Below are 23383 nucleotides of genomic sequence, written 5' to 3'. Positions count from 1 at the left end.
TCGCTGCCCAACCTTGGCTGAAGAAACGGAGCGCGCGGCAGCATGACCAAACACGCAGGTCCGTGACCTTGCCTTGCCAAAAAACGCCGAAAACCTATTGCTTCGACCGACTCTTGCGCACCGGCTTGGCCGTGGAGCTGTTGGCCTTGGCGCTTGCCTGCTCCAGCCACAGCAAGGAATCCATCTGCGACAGAAAACGGCGCAGGTAGTCGGGCGACAGGGACTGCATCAGGCTGAGTGAGCGCAGCATGAGCCTGTGCGAGTTGAGTGGCCCGGCATTCTCAGGCCCGCGGTGCAGCGCCTGTACCACCTGTTGCTCTGCAGAAATTTTTGACCAGACCTCAGTGAACTGGCGCACGCTCCTCAGGTCCGCCAGGCTGGCGCCTTCGCTAGCGAGTTCGGTGCCTGCATCTGCTCGTGCGCGGGCATTCAGCTCGCGGTTCAGTTGCGCCAGAGCAGCGCCTGGGGCGGGCGCTGCGGACTTTGGAAGGCACGGGCTTTCCCCAACGATCAACGACCTTCGCCCGGCATAGGCTGCAACGGCCTCGCGCAACCGGCTCGCCAGCACCTGCTGCACCGCCGCGTGCTGGCCCGGCAAGCGCCGGGCCAGCACCTCCAGGTAATGAAACCGCGCGGGGTCGTAGTGATGTGCGCCCTCTGCCCGCAAGGACTCCAGGGTGGGCTCACTTGGCTCACTCATGGGCGATGGTTTTTGCGTTGGTGGCCCTGGGCACCGGGGCCATTTCCACGCGGCGGTTCTGCGCGCGGCCCTTTTCATCCGCGTTGTCGGCAACGGGTTGCTCGGCACCGAAGGCGGCAGCAAACACCTGCGAAGATGGCATCCCCTCGTCGATCAGGGCGCGTGCCACAGTGAGCGCCCGCTGGGCCGACAGCTCCAGGTTGTCGGCAAAGCGCTGGTGGGGGACACGCAGCAACGTGGTGTTGTCGGTAAAGCCACTCACCATCAGCATTTCATCGCGTTCGCGAAGATACACCTGCAGCGGCTGCACCAGACTTTTAAGGAGCTGGCGGCCTTCTGGACGCAGCTCGTCAGAGCCTGCCGCAAACAGCACGCTGCCGCTGATGCCTATGCGGCCGTTGTTTACCGTGACCCGACCGCTGGCCAGCGGAATGGCAAGAGCCTTCTCCAGCGCCATGCGGCGCTGCTCTTCGATCTGGCGCTTTTCCACCTCCTGCTTAAGGCTTGCCACCAGATCAATCTGCACCACGAGTACGCCGACAAGGATCAACACAAACGCGCCGAGCAGACCCGCCATGAGGTCGCCAAAAACAGCCCATATCGGTGCGGTATGCGCCGTGTCATCGTCGAATGCTTCATCCAGGCCGGTCACGCATCGCCTCCCAAAGACGCCATGGCAGGCCGCCCCACACTGCCTTCACTACCGTGGAGCCTGCGCAGGTCTTCCACAATGCCCTGCTGCGCGCTGATGCTCAGGTCGATGACCTCACGGGCCTGGGCCACGTAGTAGGCCAGTTGCTCGTCGCTGCGGCTCATGGACTGCCCGATCGCCTGCTCAATGCTCTGCATGCTCTCCATGAGCTTTTCATTGCTGCCACTGAACAAGTCAACGCCACGGCTGAACGACTCTCCCAGGCTGGCCAATTCCACCGCACTGGCCGCCACATGTACGGCCACGTCGCCCACTGTGCCCGCCTGCTCCCGGAGTACCCGCCCAAACTGCTGACCCGCCTGTTCGAGCGCCTGGACTGCGGACCCTGCCAGTGTCTCGACGGCTGCACGCTGTTGTATCGCGGCTTCGCTCACCGAGTTCAGCAGGGTTCCCAGCTGTTCCATCATGGCCGTGCGTTCTACCAGGGCAACGTTGTCACGCTCGCTCAGGCGGGTCATTTCCTCGCGCAGCTGCGTGATGACCACCGCCGCGGCCTGCGGCACATCTGCGGCCGTCTTCAGCAGGCGTGTGAGGGGCGCCTCCAGGGCCGAGCCCAGCATTGCCAGATGCTGCGCCACGGCAGCCTGCAGCGTGTCGAGCCGATCCACCGCTGCCTGCCCGCGCACGGCCTCTGCATCGCGCAGTGAATTCAGCTCGGTGCGCCACACGGCAGTCAGCTCATCCATGCGCTGGCCCTGGGTATGCACCCACTGGGCCTCGGTCTCGATGCGGGTGCGCAGGAGCGCATCCGATTGGTCCATCAACGCAGCCGCACCGCCGATCGCGCGGGTCACCTGCTCGGTCATTCGCTCGGTGATCTGCGCTGTCGTGGCCTCCAGGGCCTGGCATACGCCCTGTTGCTGCGCCGCCGTCTGGGCCCCTGCGCGCTGCCATTCGGCGCTGAGCACGCTGGCCATCGTTTCCATGGAACGGCTCCAGCCGTCCAGGCGCTGCTGATCAAAGGCCAGCTGAGTCGCGTGCGATTGCACACCCAGTTCACGCAGCGACGCCACCAGGAAGTTGGAGCGCTCATCAAACGCTTGCGTTACCGACTGCAATGCGCCGCCCAGCTGCTCCACCAAGCCGCCCTGGGTTCGTGTGTAACTGTGCAAGGCTGTGGTCCATGTGTCGGCCACCCGGTGGGCCGTACCCTCCCATTGCGCAGTGAGCGCCTGCAACTGCACATCGGTGGTCTCGCGCAGGCGCTCGTGCGAGTGCTGGGCCTCCTGGGTCATGGCGGCCATCGCCTGCTCGACCACCTGACGGATCGCACCCCCGGCGCGGAGGGCATTGGTTTCAAGGCTCTCTTGCAAGGATGCCCCCACAGAGCTAGCCAGCTGCGTGTAGGCCGAAGCGGCCTCGCGGTGAAACTCCTGCTGTTGGGCCAGCAAATGCTGGTTGAGCTGGTCATTGCGACGCTCCAGCCCTTGCATCAGGTCTTGCAGGCGCTCAGCAATCAGCGGCATGGCCTGCGCCTGCGTCTTGAATGCAAGAAGCATTTCATCACGCCGATGGGCTGCCGAGAATGGCCGGAACAGTGCAGGAACACGCGCGTCGAGCAGGCGCGCGGCCTCCAATCGCTCACGACGGCTCATGGCGGACAAGAGGCCCAGGATGGCCGATGCAGCGACCCCAGCGATGGAGGTGCCAAAGGAAAGACCAAGGCCCTGGATCGGAGCCGCCAGCGCAGAGCGAATCGACTCGAGGCTGGACGAGGTCTCCAGCGCAAACATGGCACCCTTGAATGTGATCACCATTCCCAGGAACGTGCCCAGCATGCCGAGCATGACCAGCAGGCCTACCAGATAGGGTGTGAGGGCTGGGCCGGGCAAGGCTACACGCTCGCCCTCTATGCGCTGACGCACTGGGCTGCGCAGTGAAGGAACAAGGCGGACCAGCCAGCCGTCCAGGTCCGCCAACGGCTCTGCGGGGTTAACAGCCAGCGCAGTGGTAAGGGACGCGGTGGCGGCCCGGAATTGCACCAGCTCATATGCACCCAGTACGTAAACGCCGCCAATCACCACCGTCATCACCAGCGCCAGAGAGCTAGACCCCACGAACCCCCAGCCCACCCAGGCCACTACAGCAAGGCCCGCCGCAAATAGGGAGGCCATCACGATCTTGTTCATTCCTGTTGTCCTGTTTTGTCGTTGCGTGCGGCCTCCAACAACCCGTAAATCGGCTGAAGGCGCGCCTGCATTTCGGCGAGTAGCAACGCCTGTAGATCCTGCTCAAAGGCCCACAGCCACCCACCGGACTGTCGCCAGCGCTGTGGGTCATCGGCCCGGCCGGTGGTTTGCAGCATCTTTTGGTGCTCTTTGTGCCGATACACCAGACGACGCTCCACATAGCCCGACAACATGGCCCACGCCCGCTGCTCCCGCGCGTGAAACATCTGCTCCATGACGGAATCCAGCATTGCGAGCTGCCGCACGCTGCGTGCTCCAGTCGACAGCCACTGCCGCATCTGCGCCCGCACGGCGCCCAGTTTTGCGTCCATGTATTTTTGTATGCCGAGATAGCGCTGCACTTGTGCGGCGAAGTCATCCCGCGTCCAGGAATCAGGACTGTCAATGGGCGTGCGGTCGACACGTGCACGCATCGGCTTCAAAGGAGCACCATGGCCCGTGATGAGCGCTATGACATCGGCTTTTGCCGCCTGCAAGACGGCGTCCATCGTGTCCGCATCCCCGGCTTGCGCAAGCGGCGCCACCTTGGCCGGCAAAGACTCAATGGCGTGCAATGCCCTGCTCACATGGATGGCATCCACCGCATCCACCCACAGGCTCAACTGCTCTGCCACATCCTGCTGTGACACCTGTTCGCCCTCGGACCCAGCCCATTGGTGAAGAAGCACAACAAGACTTGAACTGTTGAGTCGATGACGCAGATACATCCCGTGTAACCCAATGACCGTGCCAGCTCCCAATCAGGTTACAGGCGTTAAGAGTCACGAGTCCCCCAATTGAGAAAGCGACATCTTTTGCAGAACCGCCTTGCTACGCTGACACGAGGCAATGGCTGAATACCGCACTTAAGTGGCTCCAAAGAGGAAATCACACCAGAGGTGTGGGTCATGCGACCATCTACCCTGTCCCCGCCCCTCTGCGACCAGGAGACAACATCAACTGTTGGCCCATAAACAAAAAAACCCACTGTTAAGTGGGCTTTTTTGATAGCGGAAACCGCCTATTTTGGTTGCGCGAGAAGGATTTGAACCTCCGACCTTTGGGTTATGAGCCCAACGAGCTACCAGACTGCTCCATCGCGCGGTAAGAAATAAATTATACCCTATTATTCAGCAGCTGCCGAATTATTTTCGGTTTCTGCAGCACGATCGACCAATTCGACCAGCGCCATAGGTGCGTTGTCGCCCACGCGAAAACCCATCTTCAGGATACGGGTGTAGCCGCCAGGACGGGCATTGAAGCGGGGCCCCAGATCGTTGAACAACTTGGTAACGCTGTCGCGGTCACGCAGGCGATTGAATGCAAGACGGCGGTTGGCAACAGTGTCTACCTTGGCCAGGGTGATCATGGGCTCAACCACCCGGCGCAATTCCTTGGCCTTGGGGACGGTCGTCTTGATGGCTTCATGTTCGATGAGCGAATTCATCATGTTCTGAAGCATCGCAAGGCGGTGCGAGCTGGTGCGGTTGAGTTTACGAAGGCCGTGTCCGTGGCGCATGGTGCTTTCCTTTTACTTGATTAAATCAGGCAGCCGTATCAGGTACTGCCCGAGGCACTGTTCCCACAAGGGGAACCAAAAATTATAACTTAACGTTTATCCAAACCAGCAGGCGGCCAGTTTTCAAGCTTCATACCGAGCGTAAGACCGCGCGACGCCAGCACTTCCTTGATCTCGTTGAGCGACTTGCGACCCAAATTGGGGGTCTTGAGCAACTCGTTTTCGGTACGCTGGATCAGGTCACCGATGTAGTAAATGTTCTCGGCCTTCAGGCAGTTGGCAGAGCGAACAGTCAACTCCAGCTCATCCACCGGACGCAACAGGATGGGATCGAACGTTGCATTGCCGCGAGGGCCTGCAGGTGCGTCAAATGCAGCCAGTTCACCACCTTCCAGCTGCGCGAATACCGCCAGCTGCTCCACCAAGATCTTGGCCGATGCGCGCACTGCGTCTTCGGCAGTAATGGCACCGTTGGTTTCGATCTCGACAACCAGTTTGTCCAGGTCCGTACGTTGCTCGACACGAGCGCTTTCTACGGTGTAGCTGACACGCTTCACGGGCGAGAACGACGCATCCAGAACGATCCGGCCAATAGACTTGGTCGATTCGTCGGCATAGCGACGCAAATTGCCCGGCACGTAGCCGCGGCCCTTCTCGACCTTGATCTGCATGTCCAGTTTGCCACCTGCGGACAGAGTGGCGATCACATGATCAGGGTTGACGATTTCCACGTCATGCGGTGTCTGGATATCACGTGCAGTGACAACACCTTCACCGTCTTTGCGCAGGCTCAGCGTCACTTCATCACGGTTGTGCAGTTTGAACACGACACCCTTGAGGTTCAGCAGGATATTGACCACATCCTCTTGAACACCATCGATGGACGAGTACTCATGCAGAACGCCTGCGATAGTGACTTCCGTCGCTGCGTAACCCACCATGGACGAGAGCAGGACACGCCGAATGGCGTTGCCCAATGTGTGACCGTAGCCACGTTCGAACGGCTCAAGCGCTACCTTGGCACGGTTGTGGCCAAGCTGTTCGACATTAATCGCCTTGGGTTTCAGCAAATTGGTTTGCATGCAACTTCCTCTCAATACCCCCAGCTCGTTACACCGGTAAGGCTGGTGAAGCGCCTAAACCGCGATGCCTCGCGGTTCAGGGACGGTTTCTCAAAATACGTATCGGGCGATTAGCGCGAATACAACTCAACGATCAGGGATTCGTTGATGTCGGCACCAAACTCATCACGATCAGGCACCTTCTTGAAGATACCTTCAGCCTTTTCGGCATTGACATCCACCCATGCCGGCATACCAACCTGGGCCGCCAGCTGAAGGGCTTCAACAATGCGGTTTTGCTTCTTGGACTTTTCACGCACTGCCACTACGTCGCCTGTCTTCACCAGATACGACGCGATGTTGACAGACTTGCCGTTCACCGTGATCGCCTTGTGGGAAACCAGCTGACGCGCTTCAGCGCGGGTCGAACCGAATCCCATGCGATAGACCACGTTATCAAGACGCGATTCGAGCAGGAACAGCAAGTTGGCGCCGGTATTACCCTTGCGGCCTTCAGCGGCTTCGAAGTAGCGGCGGAATTGTTTTTCCAGCACGCCGTACATGCGCTTGACCTTCTGCTTTTCACGCAGTTGCAGGCCGTAGTCAGAGGTACGAGCGCCAGAGGTGCGGCCATGCTGACCAGGCTTGGAGTCGAACTTGGACTTGTCCGCAATCGAGCGACGTGCGCTCTTGAGGAACAGGTCGGTGCCTTCACGGCGAGAGAGTTTGGCCTTGGGGCCGAGGTAACGTGCCACTTGAGCTTCCTTTGTGTCATCTGCCGCAAACAATTGCGGGAGCCGCCTGAGGCGCTTGCGCGTTCTCAGGCGGCGGTGGGCTTAGAGAGATTAGATACGACGACGCTTTTGAGGGCGACAACCGTTGTGAGGCACCGGTGTCACATCAGAGATCGACGTGATACGGATACCCAGTGCGCCCAGAGCGCGCACCGACGATTCACGACCTGGACCAGGACCCTTGATTTCAACATCAAGGTTCTTGATACCCTGGTCGATGGCTGCGCGACCCGCCACTTCCGAAGCCACCTGGGCTGCGAAGGGGGTGGACTTGCGCGAGCCCTTGAAACCCTGGCCACCGGACGATGCCCACGACAATGCATTGCCCTGGCGGTCGGTGATGGTGATGATGGTGTTGTTGAACGAAGCGTGCACGTGTGCAACGCCGTCCGACACGTTCTTGCGAACTTTCTTGCGTACGCGCTGCGCTGCGTTATTGGCAGGTGATTTAGCCATATTGATCTTTCAATCTTTATTTCTTCAGTGCCGCTGCGCCCTTGCGCGGACCCTTGCGAGTGCGAGCATTGGTACGGGTACGCTGGCCACGCATTGGCAGGCCACGGCGATGACGAAAACCACGGTAGCAACCGATGTCCATCAGTCGCTTGATATTCATCGTGGTTTCACGGCGCAGGTCACCTTCAATGGTGAACTGCTCAATTTGCTCGCGAATTTTTTCCAGATCGCTATCAGAAAGATCTTTGATCTTCTTGCTGTAAGCGATGCCAGTAGCTTCGCAAATTTTGCGAGCGCGGGTGCGTCCAATGCCAAAGATAGCGGTCAGACCGATTTCCGTGTGCTTGTGCGGCGGAATGTTAATGCCAGCGATACGTGCCATATGCGTCCTCTAATACTTTCCAATCAACCTTGGCGCTGCTTGTGACGCAGATCCGTGCAGATCACGCGCACCACACCCTTGCGGCGGATGATCTTGCAGTTGCGGCAGATTTTTTTGACCGAAGCCGAAACTCTCATTGCATTCTCCTAAAACTATTCCATCCGTCCCGGCTGCTTTGCACGGAACACAATTTGTGCCCGCGAAAAATCGTGGGGCGCCAACTCTACCGATATCCAGCTCTTTACAGGCAGCGTCGCCATGAAAGCGCGCTGCCTTCCTAATCATCAACTGCCTGCGTTGCCTTTGAAATTGGCCTTCTTGAGCAGCGACTCATATTGTTGCGACATCATGTAGTTCTGAACCTGGGACATGAAGTCCATGGTTACAACCACAATGATCAACAGTGATGTTCCACCGAAGTAGAACGGCACGTTGTACTTCAAGATCAGGAACTCTGGCAGCAAACACACGAAGGTGATGTAGACAGCGCCCGCCAAAGTCAGGCGAACCAGAATCTTGTCGATGTAACGGGCGGTTTGCTCCCCCGGACGAATGCCTGGAATGAACGCACCACTCTTCTTCAAATTGTCCGCAGTTTCACGGCTGTTGAATACGAGTGCCGTGTAAAAGAAACAGAAGAAGATGATCGCGGTGGCATAGAACATCACATAAATGGGCTGACCAGGAGTCAACGCACCCGAGATGTCTTTTAACCAGCGCATGGATTCACCCGCACTGAACCAGTTCACCACCGTTGCCGGCAGCAAGATGATCGAGGACGCAAAGATCGGAGGTATCACGCCGGCCATGTTCAGCTTCAAGGGCAAGTGCGACGACTGACCGCCGTAAACCTTGTTACCAACCTGCCGACGAGCGTAATTCACCAAGATCTTCCTTTGACCACGCTCCACAAACACCACGAAGTAAGTCACCAGACCCACAACAATGACAATGAAGATCGCCGCCAAAATGCTCATTGCACCCGTGCGAACCAGTTCCAGCAGGCCTCCGATCGAACTCGGCAACCCTGCAGCGATACCTGCAAAGATCAGGATCGAAATCCCGTTACCCAGTCCTCGCTCGGTTATCTGCTCACCCAGCCACATCAGAAACATAGTGCCGGCCGTCAGGCTGACCACCGCAGTCATGCGGAAGCCGAAACCCGGATTCAGCACCAGACCTGCAGAGCTTTCGAGCGCGACGGCAATGCCCAGGGACTGAAACAGGGCCAACCCCAATGTGCCGTAGCGTGTGTACTGAGTGATCTTTCTGCGACCGGCTTCGCCTTCCTTCTTCAACTGCTCAAACGTGGGAACCACGTAAGTCATCAGCTGCATGATGATCGATGCCGAGATATACGGCATGATCCCCAGAGCGAAGACCGTGAAGCGAGAAAGCGCGCCACCCGAGAACATGTTGAACAGGTTCAGGATTCCGCCTTGCTGGCCACTGAACAGCTGCTGGAGTTGAGCTGGATCGATACCTGGCACAGGGATATGAGCCCCTATGCGATACACGACCAGCGCAAGCAACAGAAAAACCAAGCGACGGCGCAGATCGCCGAACTTACCGGTCTTTGCAATTTGAGCCGCGCTAGTAGCCACAGATGTCTTCCTTCAGAGCCACACTCAGGCGACGCTGCCGCCAGCAGCTTCGATAGCTGCCTTGGCACCGGCCGTTGCGCCCACACCGTTCAGCTTTACAGCCTTGGTGAGAGCACCACTCTTGATGACCTTGACGACCTTGGCCAGCTCGCCCACGAGGCCAGCTTGCTTGAGAGCCAATACGTCCACTTCGGCCAGGCCGAGTTGGTCTAGAGCAGTCAGTGTCACTTCTGCGTTGAACTTGAGCAGATGCGATTTGAAACCGCGCTTTGGCAGACGGCGTTGCAAAGGCATTTGACCGCCTTCGAAACCCACCTTGTGGTAACCACCCGAACGCGACTTTTGACCCTTGTGACCACGGCCAGCGGTCTTGCCCAGACCGGAGCCGATACCACGGCCTACGCGGCGCTTGGCATGCTTGGCGCCGTCTGCGGGCTTGATGCTATTGAGTTCCATGATCTATCTCTCAGAGGACTTTGACCAGATAGCTGATCTTGTTAATCATGCCGCGCACTTCAGGCGAGTCCTGCAGTTCGCTGACACTGTTCAGCTTGCGCAGACCCAGGCCACGAACAGTGGCGCGGTGCGATTCCTTGGTGCCAATCGGGCTGCGCACCAGTTGAATCTTGACGGTTTGTTGCGTTGTCATATTCAAGCTCCGGTTCAGGCGAAGATGTCTTCGACTGTCTTGCCGCGCTTGGCTGCCACATTCGACGGGGTGGTCGAATTGACGAGCGCGTCAAACGTTGCACGGACCATGTTGTACGGGTTAGACGAACCATGGCTCTTGGCCACGATGTCGGTAATGCCAACAACTTCAAAAACAGCGCGCATGGGGCCGCCAGCGATGATGCCGGTACCCTTGGGTGCTGGGTGGAGTTCCACCGATGCTGCACCGTGATGACCCTTCACCGAGTGGTGAATGGTGCCACTCTTGAGCGCAACCTTCACCAGATTGCGACGGCATTCTTCCATCGCCTTCTGCACAGCTGCGGGCACTTCCTTGGATTTGCCCTTGCCCATGCCCACGCGGCCATCGCCGTCGCCAACCACCGTCAGTGCGGCGAAACCGAGAATACGGCCACCCTTCACGACTTTGGTCACGCGGTTCACCGCGATCATTTTTTCGCGCAGACCGTCGTCCTGGCCTTCGCTCTGCACCTTGGGTTGAAATTTAGCCATTTTTAATTCCGTTCCGCTTAGAACTGCAGACCTGCTTCACGGGCTGCATCGGCCAAAGCCTTGACGCGTCCGTGGTACGCAAAACCTGCGCGATCAAATGCAACCTTCTCGACACCAGCAGCCTTTGCTTTTTCAGCAATACGCTTGCCAATAGCCTGGGCTGCAGCGGCATTGCCACCCTTGCCCGAACCGCCCAGCGACTTGCGCACATCGGCTTCGGCCGTGGACGCACTTGCGAGCACCTTGCTGCCGTCGCCGGAAATCACACTGGCGTAGATATGGAGGTTCGTACGATTCACGGTCAAACGTGCCACGCCTTGCTGTGCAATGCGGATGCGTGTTTGACGCGAACGACGAAGACGCTGCTCTTTCTTTGTCAACATTTTGCAGCTCCTTATTTCTTCTTGGTCTCTTTGATCGTGATCTTTTCGTCCGCATAGCGGATACCCTTGCCCTTATAGGGCTCAGGTGGACGAACAGCACGAATCTCGGCAGCAATCTGACCTACGCGCTGGCGGTCTGCACCCTTGACGACCACTTCCGTGGGCGTGGGGGTTGCAACCGTAATGCCGGCGGGCATGTCAAAATTCACAGGGTGCGAATAACCGACCGTCAGGTTCAGGCGAGCACCGGAAGCAGCAGCTTTGTAGCCCACGCCCACCAGGCTCAGCTTCTTTTCGAAACCCTTGCTAACACCGATCACCATGTTGTTGACCAACTGGCGAATCGTGCCGCTCATAGCGTTTGCTTCGCGGGACTCGTTAGCCGGCTCAAAGCTGAGCTTGCCGTCATTGCTAGACACCTTCACCAGCACATTTTGTGCAAGCGAAAGCGCACCACCAGAACCCTTGACAGAGATCTGGTCATCTTTCACGGACACATCCACGCCTGCGGGGATGGTCACGGGCATTTTTCCTACTCGGGACATTTCAGTTTCTCCTCAATGCCGCGGGTTAGGCCACGTAGCAGAGCACTTCACCACCGACACCGGTAGCACGCGCTTTGCGATCAGTCATCACGCCCTTAGGAGTCGTGACGATTGCCACACCCAGACCGTTCATGACTTGTGGAATGGAATCACGGCCTTTGTAGACACGCAGTCCGGGGCGGCTGACGCGCTCGATGCGCTCAATCACGGGACGGCCTGCGTAGTACTTCAGGGCGATTTCAAGTTCGGACTTGCCAGCTTCCGTTTTCACCTGGAAGCCGTCGATATAACCCTCGTCCTTCAACACCTGGGCGATGGCAATCTTCACTTTGGAAGAAGGCACCAGCACCGTGGCCTTGGCGACCATTTGTGCGTTACGAATGCGGGTCAGCAAGTCAGCGATAGGATCACTCATGCTCATGTTGTATCTCTCCTGCCTGCTTACCAGCTGGCCTTGGTGACACCGGGGATGTCGCCTGCAAAAGCCAGTTCGCGAATCTTGGCGCGGGCCAGACCGAATTGACGGAATGTTCCACGTGGGCGACCGGTGATTGCGCAACGGTTACGCTGACGCGTAGGGTTTGCATTGCGTGGGAGCTTTTGCAGGCCCAGACGGGCTGCATCACGCTCTTCATCGCTGCGCTTGGCGTCGCCAGCAATCGCCTTCAGTTCCGCATACTTGGTTGCGTACTTGGCTGCCAATTTTTCGCGCTTCAGTTCGCGCTGGATCAAAGCTACTTTAGCCATGCTTCGCCTCAGTTCTTGAACGGGAAACGGAAACCAGCGAGAAGCGCCTTGGCTTCTTCGTCGGACTTGGCCGTCGTGGTGATGCTGATATTGAGACCGCGCAAGGCATCAACCTTGTCGTATTCAATTTCAGGGAAAATGATCTGCTCTTTAACGCCGATGTTGTAGTTGCCGCGGCCATCGAAGGCGCGACCAGAGATACCACGGAAGTCACGAACGCGAGGCAGCGCCACGGTCACGAAACGGTCCAGGAACTCATACATCTGCACGCCGCGCAGCGTAACCATGCAACCAATGGCCTGGCCTTCGCGGATCTTGAAACCAGCGATAGCCTTCTTGGCCTTGGTCACCACGGGTTTTTGACCAGCGATTTTGGTCAAGTCTGCCACAGCGTTGTCCATCACCTTCTTGTCCGAGACCGCCTCGCTCACACCCATATTGAGAGTGATCTTGGTCAGCCGGGGAACCTGCATCGGCGATGTGTAGCCAAACTGCTTCATCAGTTCGGGAGCGACTTTGTCGCGGTAAATTTCTTGCAGTCGTGCCATGTTTACCCCTTAGGCCGCCTTGATTTCAGCGCCGCTGGACTTGAACACGCGAACGCGTGCACCGTCAGCCTGCACCTTGATGCCTACGCGATCAGCCTTACCGGTAGCGGCATTAAAAATGGCCACGTTAGACTGATGGATGGGCATGGACTTCTCAACGATGCCACCCGTCAAACCCTTCATGGGATTTGGCTTGGCGTGCTTCTTGACGAGATTGATGCCGTCGATGACCAAATACGAGTCATCCTTGCGCAGCGACACTGTGCCGCGCTTGCCCTTATCGCGCCCTGTCAGCACGATGACTTCGTCGCCCTTGCGAATCTTGTTCATGGCGCGTCCTTAGAGAACTTCAGGAGCCAGGGACACGATCTTCATGAACTTTTCGGTACGCAGTTCACGCGTCACGGGTCCAAAGATGCGGGTGCCGATAGGCTCCAACTTTGCATTCAGCAACACCGCAGCGTTGCCATCGAATTTAACGAGCGAGCCATCGCCACGACGAATACCCTTCGCCGTACGCACCACCACCGCGCTATAGACCTCGCCTTTTTTGACGCGACCACGCGGAGCAGCTTCTTTAACGCTCACTTTAATGATGTCGCCAACGCTTGCATAACGACGCTTCGAGCCACCCAGCACCTTGATGCAAAGGACGGATTTAGCGCCGGTATTGTCGGCAACCTCTAACCGAGATTCTGTCTGGATCATTTCAATATTCCCAACTTGCACCAGAAGACAACAGCCCCAGAGAACTTCTCAAGGGCTGCAAATCAGCCAGTCAGTCTTGGGCCCGTCGTCCGCACCGCAAACCATTTGCAGCACTTCCCGCTGGGCAGAAACTTCACGCAGGAAACGCGAAGCCTTTGATTATTGCAAAGCTATTCAGGGAAGTCAAGCGCCTATTCGCCAGGAATGCGCAAATACTGTTGCGCCAACGTCAGAAATACTTCGAGCTGGGGGTCAGCGCCCAGCTCATCCTGCAGCAAAGCCGCAATGCGAGGGGCCAATGCGATGGCTTTGCGGGCATCCAGAAACAACAGCCGCGAACGGCGGGCCAGCATGTCCTCCACCGTGGATGCGTACTCATACCGAGCTGCAAAGCGCACCATCGCCTCTGTCAACCCTTCGCTCAGGCACTCGCTGTTCCCGGGGAGATCGGCAACAAACCTGGCCTCGCTCCCGTAGGAGTGCAGTCCCTGCAACTCGCTGATGCGATGGGTGACCGGCTGCGCCGGGGCACCCACGAGTGGCAGATTGTTGGTGATTCCCGCGGGCCGGGACGGCAACAGTTCGAGGGTGAAGCATTTTTGCAGCACGTCTTCCGCCATGGCGCGGTACGTAGTCCATTTGCCACCCGTCACGGTCACCAGGCCACTGCGGCTGGACAGCACCGTGTGCTCGCGACTAAGACTTTTGGTGTTGTCGCCGTCATCATCCTGCGGCTTGACCAGCGGACGCAGCCCCACCCAGATACTGCGGATATCTGCTGCTCTCGGCGCCCTGGTCAGAAACCGCGCGGACTCCTGGAGGATGAAATCCACCTCTTCACGGAAAGGCTCGGGCTCTCGCACAACGTCTTGGCGCGGGCTGTCGGTGGTGCCCAAAATCAGTTTGCCCAGCCACGGCACGGCAAACAAGACCCGGCCATCGGCGGTCTTGGGCACCATCAAGGCGTGGTCTGCGGGGAGAAATTCGCGGTCCACCACAATGTGCACCCCCTGGCTGGGAGCCACGATGGGCTTCACGGGGCGCCCGATCGCTTCTCCATCCATCTGTCTCAAGTCATCCACCCAGACCCCGGTGGCATTCACCACACTGCGGGCGCGCACCCTGAACCTACGGCCACTTTCGACGTCTTCGCACACCAGCCCGGCCACACGCCCCCCCTCATGAATCAGCTCCCGCGCGGGGCAGTAATTCACCAGCAGGGCGCCGTGGCTGGCCGCCGTGCGCGCCAGTGCCAATGCCAGCCGGGCATCGTCAAACTGCCCATCCCAGTATTTGACGCCCCCCTTAAGCCCCTCCGTGCGGATGGTGGGCAGGCACTGCAGGGTGCGCTCGCGCCCGAGGAACTGGGTGGCACCCAACCCGGCCTTGCCAGCCAGCACGTCGTACATCAGCAGGCCGGCGCCATAAAACGGCGTTTCCCACCAGTGGTAAGAGGGCATCACAAAAGGAAGCGGCTGCGCCAGGTGAGGCGCGTTGTGCAAGAGAGTGGTGCGCTCGTGCAGAGCTTCTCTTACCAACGCAATGTTTCCTTGGGCCAGATAGCGGACGCCACCGTGCACCAACTTGGTGGCGCGTGACGAGGTTCCCTTGGCAAAGTCGTGCGATTCGACCAGCACCACCCTGAAGCCCCGCGCCGCCGCATCCAGCGCCACCCCCAGGCCGGTGGCACCACCGCCAATGACGGCCAGATCGAAACAATGGGGTTCAGCCAAGCGGGCCAGCAAATCTTTGCGGCGGGTAGGGAGGGGAGCGGCAACGGTAGTCATGGATCCGATTGTCCATGGGCGGCAGCAGGATGCGCGCGCCCCTGTTATTCACTCCCGACGCCACGCACGGCTATCCTTGCCAGCCATGACCTACCTGCTCGCACTCGACCAAGGCACCTCCAGCTCCCGCAGCATCGTCTTTGATGAACGTGGCCACATCGTGGCGCACGCCCAGCTGGAGCTGCCGCAGATCTACCCGCAGCCCGGCTGGGTGGAGCACGACCCGCTCGAAATCTGGCGCACCCAGCTGACCACGGCACGCGATGCGCTGACCAAGGCGGGCATTTCCGCCAGTGCCGTCCGCGCCGTGGGCATCACCAACCAGCGCGAAACCACGGTGCTGTGGAACCGCAAGACCGGCAAACCCATGCACCACGCCATCGTGTGGCAAGACCGGCGCGCCGAGCCCGCCTGCGCTCAGCTGCGCGCACAAGGCCACGCAGCCCTGATCCAGACCAGAACCGGGTTGCTGGTGGACGCTTACTTCTCTGGCACCAAGCTGCAGTGGCTGCTGGACAACGTTTCCGGCGCGCGCAACGCGGCCGAGCGCGGCGAGCTGGCCTTTGGCACGGTGGACAGCTGGCTGATGTGGAAACTCACCCACGGCCAGGTGCATGTGACGGACGTGAGCAACGCCGCGCGCACCATGCTGTTCAACGTGCACACCAACCAGTGGGACGACGATCTGCTGGCGCTGCTGCGCATCCCCAAAGCATTGCTGCCAGAGGTGCTGCCCTCGGCCGCCCACTTTGGCGACATCGCCCCCGACCTGCTGGGCCACAGCATCCGCATCGGCGGCGTGGCGGGCGACCAGCAGAGCGCGCTGTTCGGCCAGGCCTGCTTTACCGCGGGCATGGCCAAGAACACCTATGGCACGGGCTGCTTCATGCTGATGCACACGGGCGGCACGTTCCAGACATCCCACAACGGGTTGCTGACCACCAGCGCGGCACAAGCCACCGCGCAGCCCGAATTTGCGATGGAAGGCTCCGTCTTCGTCGGCGGCGCCGTGGTGCAGTGGCTGCGCGACGGGCTGCGCGCCATCGATTCGAGCAGCGAGGTGCAGGCGCTGGCCGAAAGCGTGCCCGATTCGGGCGGCGTGATGATGGTGCCCGCCTTCACCGGCCTGGGCGCACCCTACTGGAAACCCGATGCACGCGGCACCATCACAGGCCTCACGCGCGGCACCACGCTGGGGCACATTGCACGCGCCGCGCTCGAAAGCATTGCCTACCAGAGCGCTGCCCTGCTGCTGGCCATGAGCCGCGATGCCGTGGCCGCCGGTGGCGCGCCAGTGAGCGAGCTGCGCGTGGACGGCGGCGCCTGCATCAATGACCTGCTGATGCAGTTCCAGGCCGACCTGCTGGGCATTCCTGTGGTGCGCCCCGCCGTCATTGAGACCACGGCGCTGGGCGCGGCCTACTTGGCAGGTTTATCGAGCGGCGTGTACCGCAGCACCGACGAACTCTCGCAACTGTGGCGCGCGGACCGGCGTTTTGTGCCCACGCTCAGCAATGCGCGCGCGCAGGAGCTGATGGCCAACTGGGAACACGCCGTGCGGCAAACGACAGCAGAGTGAATAAGCAGCGCGCCGAAACACCCCGGCGCGACGGCGCTACCATCATGACCCCCGTTGTTGCCACCTTGCACGTCCCATGAGCCAACCCGCCGCATCCCGTCTCCTCACCACCATCGCCTTCATCGGCGGCGGCAACATGGCCAGCGCCATCATTGGCGGGCTGATCCACCAGGGCCACCCGGCCAGCCAGATCGAGGTGGTCGAGCCCTGGGCCGAGGCGCGTGAGGCACTGCGCAAGAACTATGGCATCGAAGCCCAGGCCGAAGCCGGCCCAGCGCTGCAGCGGGCACAGATCGTGGTGTGGGCCGTCAAGCCCCAGACCTTCAGGGACGCGGCCGCCCAGGCCAAAGCCCACACGCAGGGTGCACTGCACCTGAGCGTGGCCGCCGGCATCCGCTCGGGCAGCATTGCCCAGTGGCTCTCCAGCGACCGCATCGTGCGCACCATGCCCAACACGCCCGCCCTGGTGGGCAAGGGCATGAGCGCGCTGTATGCCCGCCCCGCCGTCAGCGGGCCAGAGCGGCAAAGCATCGAGGCCATCATGGCCACGACGGGTGAGTTTCTGTGGGTGGACGACGAGCCGCTGCTGGACGCGGTCACGGCACTGTCGGGTTCGGGACCTGCGTATGTCTTTTATTTCCTCGAAGCCATGACGCGTGCGGGCACTGGCATGGGGTTGACCGAGCAGCAGGCGCACCAGCTGGCCGTGGGCACGTTTGTGGGTGCGTCCGAGCTGGCGCGACGCTCCGACGATCCGCCCTCCGTGCTGCGCCAGCGTGTCACGTCCAAGGGCGGCACCACCTATGCGGCGCTACAGTCGATGGAGGCAGCGGGCGTGGCGGCCAGCTTCGAGGCCGCCATGCGCGCCGCGCAACATCGGGCCCACGAGCTGGGCGATGAATTCGGAGCCTGATTTGGCACAATACGAGTGTTTTGCCGTCTAGCCCTTATCCATAAAGCGCTAACAGCTATTATTTAATGAGCATTAGCCGCAGCATGTGACGGCCTGCGAAGCACGCCAACACCGGCGTGCTCACCTGAAAATTGCGGTGAAGCGCCTCCACGCGTACCTATGCGGATCAGGATCACTGTGACACGCCACAGTACCTACAAAAGTGCCGCGCGAATTCTGGCAAAAATTGCTATACAAACAATAGCGTATCGCACTTACCCAAAAAGCGCGAGAGCCATAAAATGGCATACAACCAAGCAGAACGCCATGATGGATGGGCACATCCACTCGGCCCTGCGCAATGCTCGAGTTTGCAATGCCAGTTTTCGCAGCGACTGCGGTATGGCGGTCACGCGCCTTCAGACCGGGTGGGCGATGGCCACCCGCCGCACGAGTAGCGGCCGGACAATGGCCGAGCAATGGCCTCGGAGTTGGTGACGCCAACGTGGTGACCGCCGGCTTGGCGCCCACAGCGGCCGGGCCGTTGCACACGCCAAGGGTGCGCTGCCCTGCTGCCCAGTCTGCCGTAAACCCGGTAAAGTCTTTGCTCCAGCAACCTCACGGACCTGCAACGCATGCCCCGTTCTTCGAGCCCCCAGGCCGCCTCGCGTTTCGCCATTCCTCGCGCGCTGGTGGCAGGTTTTGTGGTGGCGGCCCTCGCCACCCTCGTCATCGCCATCGTCAATTTCCGGTCCGCCGAGACGCGATCCGATGCCGTGCACGCCATGGACCTCACCTCCCTGGCGATGCGACAGCTCAATTTTTTCAACGCGGCGGTCAGGGATGCAGAGAGCAGCCAGCGTGGCTACCTCCTGACCGGAGACATGGCCTACCTGCAGCCCTATCAACAGGCAGTGACGACACTCTCCAAGCACCTGGCCGAACTCGAATTCAGCTCAAGAAGCGACCCTGCCCACCAGCAACTGGTGGTGCAACTGGAAGAGCTGACCCAGCTGAAGCTGCGCGAACTCAATGAAGCTCTGGCGCTGCGCAAAAACGGTGATGCGGTGGGTGCAATGGGACTGGTGCATTCCGGAGCCGGCAAAAGCATCATGGACCGGATGCGCGACGTTGCAGAAAGCTTGCGCGTCCAGCAAAACCAGCAACTGGCCGAGCGGCGTCAGGAGTGGGTCAACGCCGCGAGCAACTCCAACCTGTACTCGGCGGGTGGCTCAATGGTGCTGCTGGCGCTGATCTGTCTGTCAGCCGCCATCACGGCGCGCGAATACCGAGCCAAGAGCCAGCAGTCCTGGGTGTCCGCAGGGCTTACCGGCCTGGGCCAGCGCATCCAGGGCGACCACCGGCTGGAAGATGTGGGCCAGCTGGCACTCGGATACCTGGCCACCTACCTCAGGGCCCAGGTGGGTGCCGGGTATGTGGCGGACCGCAACGGCGGCTTTACGCTGTTCGGCGGCTATGCCTTGCCACGCGAGCGCCTGGCGCAAAAGCTTCTGAGCGACGAAGGTTTGGTGGGGCAAGCCGCGCGCGCGCGCCAGCTGCTGGACGTGCGCGATGTACCGCCCGGCTACCTGCCGGTCTCATCCAGCACCGGGCAGGCCAGCCCCACCCAGCTGCTGATTGCGCCAGCCGTGGAAAACGGCGAAGTGTTTGCCGTTATAGAGCTGGGCTTTTATCGCCCCGTGAGCGACGCCGAGCGCAGCCTGCTGGAGCGTGCATCCGAGATGCTGGCCGTGGCCATACGCTCGGGTATCGACCGCAACCGCCTGCAAGAGCTGCTGGAAGAAACCCAACGCCAGTCCGAAGAACTGCAGACCCAACAGGAAGAGCTGCGCGTCAACAACGAAGAGCTGGAACAGCAAAGCCGCATCCTTCAAGAGTCGCAAGCGCAAATGGAAGTCCAGCAGACCGAGCTGGAACAGACCAATGCCAACCTGGAAGCGCAAACCCAACAGCTGGAACACCAGCGCGAGCAACTGCTGCGCGCCCAAAGCGCCATGACGGACAAGGCCCGCGAACTGGCTTTGGCCAGCCAGTACAAAAGCGAGTTTCTGGCCAATATGAGCCACGAACTGCGCACGCCGCTGAACTCCACACTCATCCTGGCCAAGCTGCTGGCCGACAACAAGCCCGGCAACCTGAGCACCGAGCAGGTGAAGTTTGCGCAGACGATTTACGCCGCGGGCAACGACCTGCTGGCGCTGATCAACGACATCCTGGACCTGGCGAAGATCGAATCCGGACAAGCCACCGTAGAGGTAGAACCCGTTAACATCGCCCGGACGCTGCAGGCGCTGGTCGACCCGTTGCGCCCAGTGGCGCAGGAAAAAGGCCTGGAGCTCACCACCACCGTGGCGCCCGACGCACCTGCCGGCTTCGAAACCGACCCACAGCGCCTGGGCCAGGTGCTCAAGAACCTGCTGTCCAACGCGCTCAAGTTCACCGACAAGGGCGCCGTGGCACTGCATGTGTCGCGCAACCCCGACGACACGCTGTCGTTCGCAGTGAAGGACACCGGCATCGGCATCCCCCCCCACCAACAAGCCCTGATTTTTGAAGCCTTCCGCCAGGCCGATGGCAGCACCCACCGCAAATACGGCGGCACGGGGCTGGGCCTGTCGATATCACGGGATCTGGCGCACCTTCTGGGAGGCACCCTTACGGTGCACAGCGTGCCCGGCGAAGGCAGTGTTTTCACGCTCATGGTGCCTATGCGACTCGTGCCGCAGCAACCGGCGGAGCCCCGCGCTGTGGCGCCTCTCGACTCGGCAACGCCCGAAGCGCCCTCCGGCACACCGTCGACCGTCCAGACAGGGCCCACTGCGGGACAGCCTGCGCCTGTTCCCGCAGGCTCTTCAGCTTCCGCCATCGCTGCCGTGGCCCAGCCTGTCCCGGTTCGCGCCGGGCCGCGCAGCATTCTGGTGATCGAGGACGACAAGCGTTTTGCCCAGATCCTGTGCGACCTCGCCCGTGAGATGGACTTTGAATGCCATCTGGCCTACAACGCGGCCGACGGCCTGGCTTTTGCAGCGCAAAGCCTGCCCAGCGCCATTGTGCTGGATGTGAATCTGCCCGATTTTTCGGGCCTGGGTGTGCTCGACCAGCTCAAGCGCAACCCCGCTACCCGCCACATCCCGGTGCATGTGGTGTCGGTGGCCGACTATTCCCAGGAGGCCATGGGACGAGGCGCGATTGGCTATGCGCTCAAGCCCGTCAAACGCGAAGAGCTGGTGCAGGCCCTGCAGCGGCTGGAAGCCAAATTCACCCAGCACCTGCGCCGCGTACTGGTGGTGGAAGACGACGAGCGCCAGCGCGAGAGCGTGCGGCACCTGCTCAGCAGCGAGGATGTGGAAATTGTGGGCGCCGGCACCGCCGCCGCCGCGCTCAATCACCTGCGCGGCTCCACGTTCGACTGCATGGTGATGGACCTGAACCTGCCCGACCTGAATGGCTACGAGCTGCTGCAGCAGATCACCGAGCAGGACGGGGTGTCGTTTCCGCCCGTGATCGTTTACACCGGCGGCGCCCTGTCGCGCGATGAAGAGCAAAAGCTGCTTCGGTTCTCCAAGTCCATCATCATCAAGGACGCTCGCTCACCAGAGCGACTGCTGGACGAGGTCACGTTGTTTTTGCACCAGGTGGAGTCTGATTTGTCGGCTGAGCACCGCCAGATGCTTCAGACCGCGCGCAACCGCGAGTCGGCACTGGAAGGCCGCACCGTATTGGTGGTGGAGGACGATGTGCGCAATGTATTTGCGCTCTCCAGCATCCTGGAACCCACAGGCATTCGGGTCGAAATTGCCCGCAACGGGCGTGAAGCGCTGGACAAGCTGGCGCGCGCGGGCAATGCGGACAGCCCGGTGATCGACCTGGTGCTGATGGATATCATGATGCCCGAGATGGACGGCTACACCGCCATGCGCGAGATCCGCAACCGCCCCGAATGGCGCCGCCTGCCCATCCTTGCGCTCACAGCCAAGGCCATGAAGGACGATCAGGAAAAGTGCCTGGCCGCCGGTGCCAACGACTACATCCCCAAGCCACTGGACGTGGAAAAGCTCCTGTCGCTGGTGCGAGTGTGGATGCCCAAATAGCCAGGCACCGCCCCCCAGCCCGCCAGCACCTATGCCGTACCAGAAGAAAGCGCGCATCGCCGACATCGAGCAGCGCCTGCTGATCGACGCGATTTTTCACCGCTACCACTACGACTTTCGGGGGTATGCCCAGGCGTCGCTCAAGCGGCGCCTGGGCTCGGCGCTGTTGCATTTTGACTGCAAGACACTGTCGCAACTGCAAGACCGCGTGCTGCACGACCCCACCGTATTCCCGGCGCTGCTGGAATACCTCACGGTCCAGGTCAGTGACATGTTTCGCGACCCCAGCTACTTTCGCGCGCTGCGTGACGAGGTGGTGCCGCTGCTGCGCACCTACCCTTCGCTAAGGGTGTGGGTGGCAGGCTGCAGCACTGGCGAAGAGGTTTATTCGCTGGCCATCCTGCTACAGGAAGAAGGGCTGCTGGACCGCACGCTGATCTATGCCACCGACATCAACCCGCATGCCCTGCGCGCGGCCGAATCCGGCGTGTTCGACATGGCGCGTATCGCCGCTTTCACCGAGAACCATGCCCGCTCCGGTGGGCGCGGCTCGCTGTCCAGCTACTACACCGCGCGCTACGGGCGGGTGGTTTTTGACAAATCCCTGCGTGAGCACATGGTGTTCTCGGACCACAGCCTGGCCACCGACAGCGTGTTTGCCGAGATGCACCTTGTGTCGTGCCGCAATGTACTGATCTATTTTGACCGCGAGCTCCAGAACCGCGCGCTCGGGCTGTTTCGCGACGCGCTGTGCCACCGGGGGTTCCTGGGCCTGGGCTCCAAAGAGTCGTTGAGGTTTTCTACGCACACGGAAGCGTTTGATGACTTTGTTTCGGAAAACCGCATCTACCGGAAGAAGGCGGGCCTGTGATGCCGACTTCTTTGCAATCACCCCAGGCTCGGCCCCCCTCAGCGGGCTACGACGCCATCGTGGTGGGCGGCTCGTCCGGTGGCATCGACGCGCTGTTGTACATGTTGCCTGCCCTGCCTGCCACCCTGCGCGCGGCGGTGTTGGTGGTGATGCACCTGCCGCGCGACCGGCCCAGCCTGCTGGCAGAGATCTTCCGCCACCGCTGCGGCCTACCCCTGAAGGAGGCGCACGACAAGGATGCAATTGCTCCGGGCACGGTGTACTTTGCGCCGCCGGACTACCACCTGCTGGTGGACGCCGGGCCGAGGCTCGCGTTGTCGGTGGATGCGCCCGTGCATTTTTCGCGCCCCTCGATCGACGTTCTGTTCGAGTCCGCAGCCGACCAGTATGGTGAGCGCCTGCTGGGCATTTTGCTGTCGGGTGCCAATGAAGATGGCGCACGCGGCCTGCAGGCCATTGCCGCCGCAGGCGGGCTGGTCGTGGTGCAGGACCCCGCCAGCGCTTCCATGCCTGCCATGCCCCATGCCGCCCTGGCACGCGTTGCGGTCCACCATGTCTTGCCACCCGCAGGTATTGCCGACCTGCTGGCCCATCTGCATGAAAATTGCTTGCTGTGATGCCGGCAGTTTCCAC

Annotated in this window: 27 protein-coding genes and 1 tRNA gene; 5 read left to right on the top strand and 23 right to left on the bottom strand. The window is 60.7% G+C overall.

The window, feature by feature from the left end:
• Window positions 1-94: 94 nt before the first annotated feature.
• The 23 genes from K226_RS0105600 to K226_RS0105490 all read right to left on the bottom strand — a co-directional run bounded on the left by K226_RS0105600 (window position 95) and on the right by K226_RS0105490 (window position 15296).
• Entirely contained in the window at window positions 95-700 is a 606-nt protein-coding gene (locus K226_RS0105600; RefSeq protein ID WP_024813868.1) for a DUF2894 domain-containing protein, read from the bottom strand.
• Window positions 693-1352 (bottom strand): OmpA family protein, encoded by a 660-nt coding sequence (locus K226_RS0105595; protein ID WP_024813867.1) that lies wholly within the window; start codon window positions 1350-1352, stop codon window positions 693-695. The genes K226_RS0105600 and K226_RS0105595 overlap by 8 nt, the downstream gene beginning before the upstream one ends.
• Entirely contained in the window at window positions 1349-3541 is a 2193-nt protein-coding gene (locus tag K226_RS0105590) for a DUF802 domain-containing protein (RefSeq protein WP_024813866.1), read from the bottom strand. The genes K226_RS0105595 and K226_RS0105590 overlap by 4 nt, the downstream gene beginning before the upstream one ends.
• On the bottom strand, window positions 3538-4308 hold the full coding sequence (locus tag K226_RS0105585; protein ID WP_024813865.1) for a DUF3348 family protein: 771 nt from the start codon (window positions 4306-4308) through the stop codon (window positions 3538-3540). The genes K226_RS0105590 and K226_RS0105585 overlap by 4 nt, the downstream gene beginning before the upstream one ends.
• A gap of 299 nt (window positions 4309-4607) precedes the next feature.
• Window positions 4608-4684 (bottom strand) — tRNA-Met (locus K226_RS0105580).
• 22 nt (window positions 4685-4706) lie between these two features.
• Window positions 4707-5099: a 50S ribosomal protein L17 gene (rplQ, locus tag K226_RS0105575; RefSeq protein ID WP_024813864.1), complete on the bottom strand. Its 393-nt coding sequence runs from the start codon at window positions 5097-5099 to the stop codon at window positions 4707-4709.
• Between the two features lie 89 nt (window positions 5100-5188).
• The gene (gene rpoA / locus K226_RS0105570; RefSeq protein WP_007861735.1) at window positions 5189-6181 is read right to left on the bottom strand and encodes a DNA-directed RNA polymerase subunit alpha; all 993 of its coding nucleotides are present in this window, start codon (window positions 6179-6181) and stop codon (window positions 5189-5191) included.
• Between the two features lie 110 nt (window positions 6182-6291).
• Window positions 6292-6915, bottom strand: coding sequence for a 30S ribosomal protein S4 (rpsD, locus tag K226_RS0105565; RefSeq protein WP_024813863.1), 624 nt, complete (start codon window positions 6913-6915; stop codon window positions 6292-6294).
• A gap of 90 nt (window positions 6916-7005) precedes the next feature.
• Window positions 7006-7410, bottom strand: a complete 405-nt coding sequence (gene rpsK / locus K226_RS0105560; protein ID WP_024813862.1) for a 30S ribosomal protein S11 — start codon at window positions 7408-7410, stop codon at window positions 7006-7008.
• 16 nt (window positions 7411-7426) lie between these two features.
• Window positions 7427-7792, bottom strand: coding sequence for a 30S ribosomal protein S13 (rpsM, locus tag K226_RS0105555; protein WP_024813861.1), 366 nt, complete (start codon window positions 7790-7792; stop codon window positions 7427-7429).
• A gap of 23 nt (window positions 7793-7815) precedes the next feature.
• Window positions 7816-7929, bottom strand: a complete 114-nt coding sequence (gene rpmJ / locus K226_RS0105550; protein WP_005793651.1) for a 50S ribosomal protein L36 — start codon at window positions 7927-7929, stop codon at window positions 7816-7818.
• A 147-nt stretch (window positions 7930-8076) separates the two neighbouring features.
• Complete coding sequence (gene secY / locus K226_RS0105545) at window positions 8077-9396, bottom strand: preprotein translocase subunit SecY (protein ID WP_024813860.1); 1320 nt, start codon at window positions 9394-9396, stop codon at window positions 8077-8079.
• Window positions 9397-9420: 24 nt separating this feature from the next.
• On the bottom strand, window positions 9421-9852 hold the full coding sequence (gene rplO / locus K226_RS0105540) for a 50S ribosomal protein L15 (RefSeq protein WP_024813859.1): 432 nt from the start codon (window positions 9850-9852) through the stop codon (window positions 9421-9423).
• A 10-nt stretch (window positions 9853-9862) separates the two neighbouring features.
• The gene (rpmD, locus tag K226_RS0105535; protein ID WP_007861725.1) at window positions 9863-10045 is read right to left on the bottom strand and encodes a 50S ribosomal protein L30; all 183 of its coding nucleotides are present in this window, start codon (window positions 10043-10045) and stop codon (window positions 9863-9865) included.
• A 14-nt stretch (window positions 10046-10059) separates the two neighbouring features.
• On the bottom strand, window positions 10060-10578 hold the full coding sequence (gene rpsE, locus K226_RS0105530; RefSeq protein WP_035240898.1) for a 30S ribosomal protein S5: 519 nt from the start codon (window positions 10576-10578) through the stop codon (window positions 10060-10062).
• Window positions 10579-10595: 17 nt separating this feature from the next.
• Entirely contained in the window at window positions 10596-10961 is a 366-nt protein-coding gene (rplR, locus tag K226_RS0105525; protein ID WP_035240896.1) for a 50S ribosomal protein L18, read from the bottom strand.
• A gap of 11 nt (window positions 10962-10972) precedes the next feature.
• Window positions 10973-11506, bottom strand: coding sequence for a 50S ribosomal protein L6 (gene rplF / locus K226_RS0105520; protein WP_024813856.1), 534 nt, complete (start codon window positions 11504-11506; stop codon window positions 10973-10975).
• Window positions 11507-11531: 25 nt separating this feature from the next.
• Entirely contained in the window at window positions 11532-11927 is a 396-nt protein-coding gene (rpsH, locus tag K226_RS0105515; protein ID WP_008906523.1) for a 30S ribosomal protein S8, read from the bottom strand.
• 20 nt (window positions 11928-11947) lie between these two features.
• Entirely contained in the window at window positions 11948-12253 is a 306-nt protein-coding gene (rpsN, locus tag K226_RS0105510) for a 30S ribosomal protein S14 (protein WP_024813855.1), read from the bottom strand.
• Window positions 12254-12261: 8 nt separating this feature from the next.
• The gene (rplE, locus tag K226_RS0105505) at window positions 12262-12801 is read right to left on the bottom strand and encodes a 50S ribosomal protein L5 (RefSeq protein WP_024813854.1); all 540 of its coding nucleotides are present in this window, start codon (window positions 12799-12801) and stop codon (window positions 12262-12264) included.
• 9 nt (window positions 12802-12810) lie between these two features.
• Window positions 12811-13131 carry a 50S ribosomal protein L24 gene (gene rplX, locus K226_RS0105500; protein ID WP_024813853.1) on the bottom strand — a complete coding sequence of 107 codons (321 nt, stop codon included), beginning with the start codon at window positions 13129-13131 and terminating at the stop codon, window positions 12811-12813.
• Between the two features lie 9 nt (window positions 13132-13140).
• Window positions 13141-13509, bottom strand: a complete 369-nt coding sequence (gene rplN / locus K226_RS0105495) for a 50S ribosomal protein L14 (RefSeq protein WP_024813852.1) — start codon at window positions 13507-13509, stop codon at window positions 13141-13143.
• 191 nt (window positions 13510-13700) lie between these two features.
• A complete protein-coding gene (locus K226_RS0105490; RefSeq protein WP_024813851.1) occupies window positions 13701-15296 on the bottom strand; it encodes a glycerol-3-phosphate dehydrogenase/oxidase in 1596 nt (531 codons plus the stop codon).
• Window positions 15297-15381: 85 nt separating this feature from the next.
• Here K226_RS0105490 and glpK point away from each other — a divergent pair, with 85 nt between their 5' ends.
• From glpK to K226_RS0105465, 5 genes are all read left to right on the top strand, one after another.
• The gene (gene glpK / locus K226_RS0105485) at window positions 15382-16875 is read left to right on the top strand and encodes a glycerol kinase GlpK (protein WP_024813850.1); all 1494 of its coding nucleotides are present in this window, start codon (window positions 15382-15384) and stop codon (window positions 16873-16875) included.
• Window positions 16876-16951: 76 nt separating this feature from the next.
• Complete coding sequence (gene proC, locus K226_RS0105480) at window positions 16952-17788, top strand: pyrroline-5-carboxylate reductase (RefSeq protein ID WP_024813849.1); 837 nt, start codon at window positions 16952-16954, stop codon at window positions 17786-17788.
• A 614-nt stretch (window positions 17789-18402) separates the two neighbouring features.
• A complete protein-coding gene (locus tag K226_RS0105475; protein WP_024813848.1) occupies window positions 18403-21879 on the top strand; it encodes a response regulator in 3477 nt (1158 codons plus the stop codon).
• A 31-nt stretch (window positions 21880-21910) separates the two neighbouring features.
• Entirely contained in the window at window positions 21911-22750 is an 840-nt protein-coding gene (locus K226_RS0105470) for a protein-glutamate O-methyltransferase CheR (protein WP_024813847.1), read from the top strand.
• Entirely contained in the window at window positions 22750-23367 is a 618-nt protein-coding gene (locus tag K226_RS0105465) for a chemotaxis protein CheB (RefSeq protein WP_024813846.1), read from the top strand. Before K226_RS0105470 ends, K226_RS0105465 begins: the two co-directional genes overlap by 1 nt.
• Window positions 23368-23383 lie beyond the last annotated feature (16 nt).

The sequence above is a fragment of the Acidovorax sp. JHL-3 genome (assembly GCF_000526295.1).
In the GTDB taxonomy this organism is placed as follows: Bacteria; Pseudomonadota; Gammaproteobacteria; order Burkholderiales; family Burkholderiaceae_C; genus Acidovorax; species Acidovorax defluvii.
The sequence above is the reverse complement of the archived record's forward strand: the minus strand, read 5'-3'. Positions and strand labels throughout refer to the sequence as shown.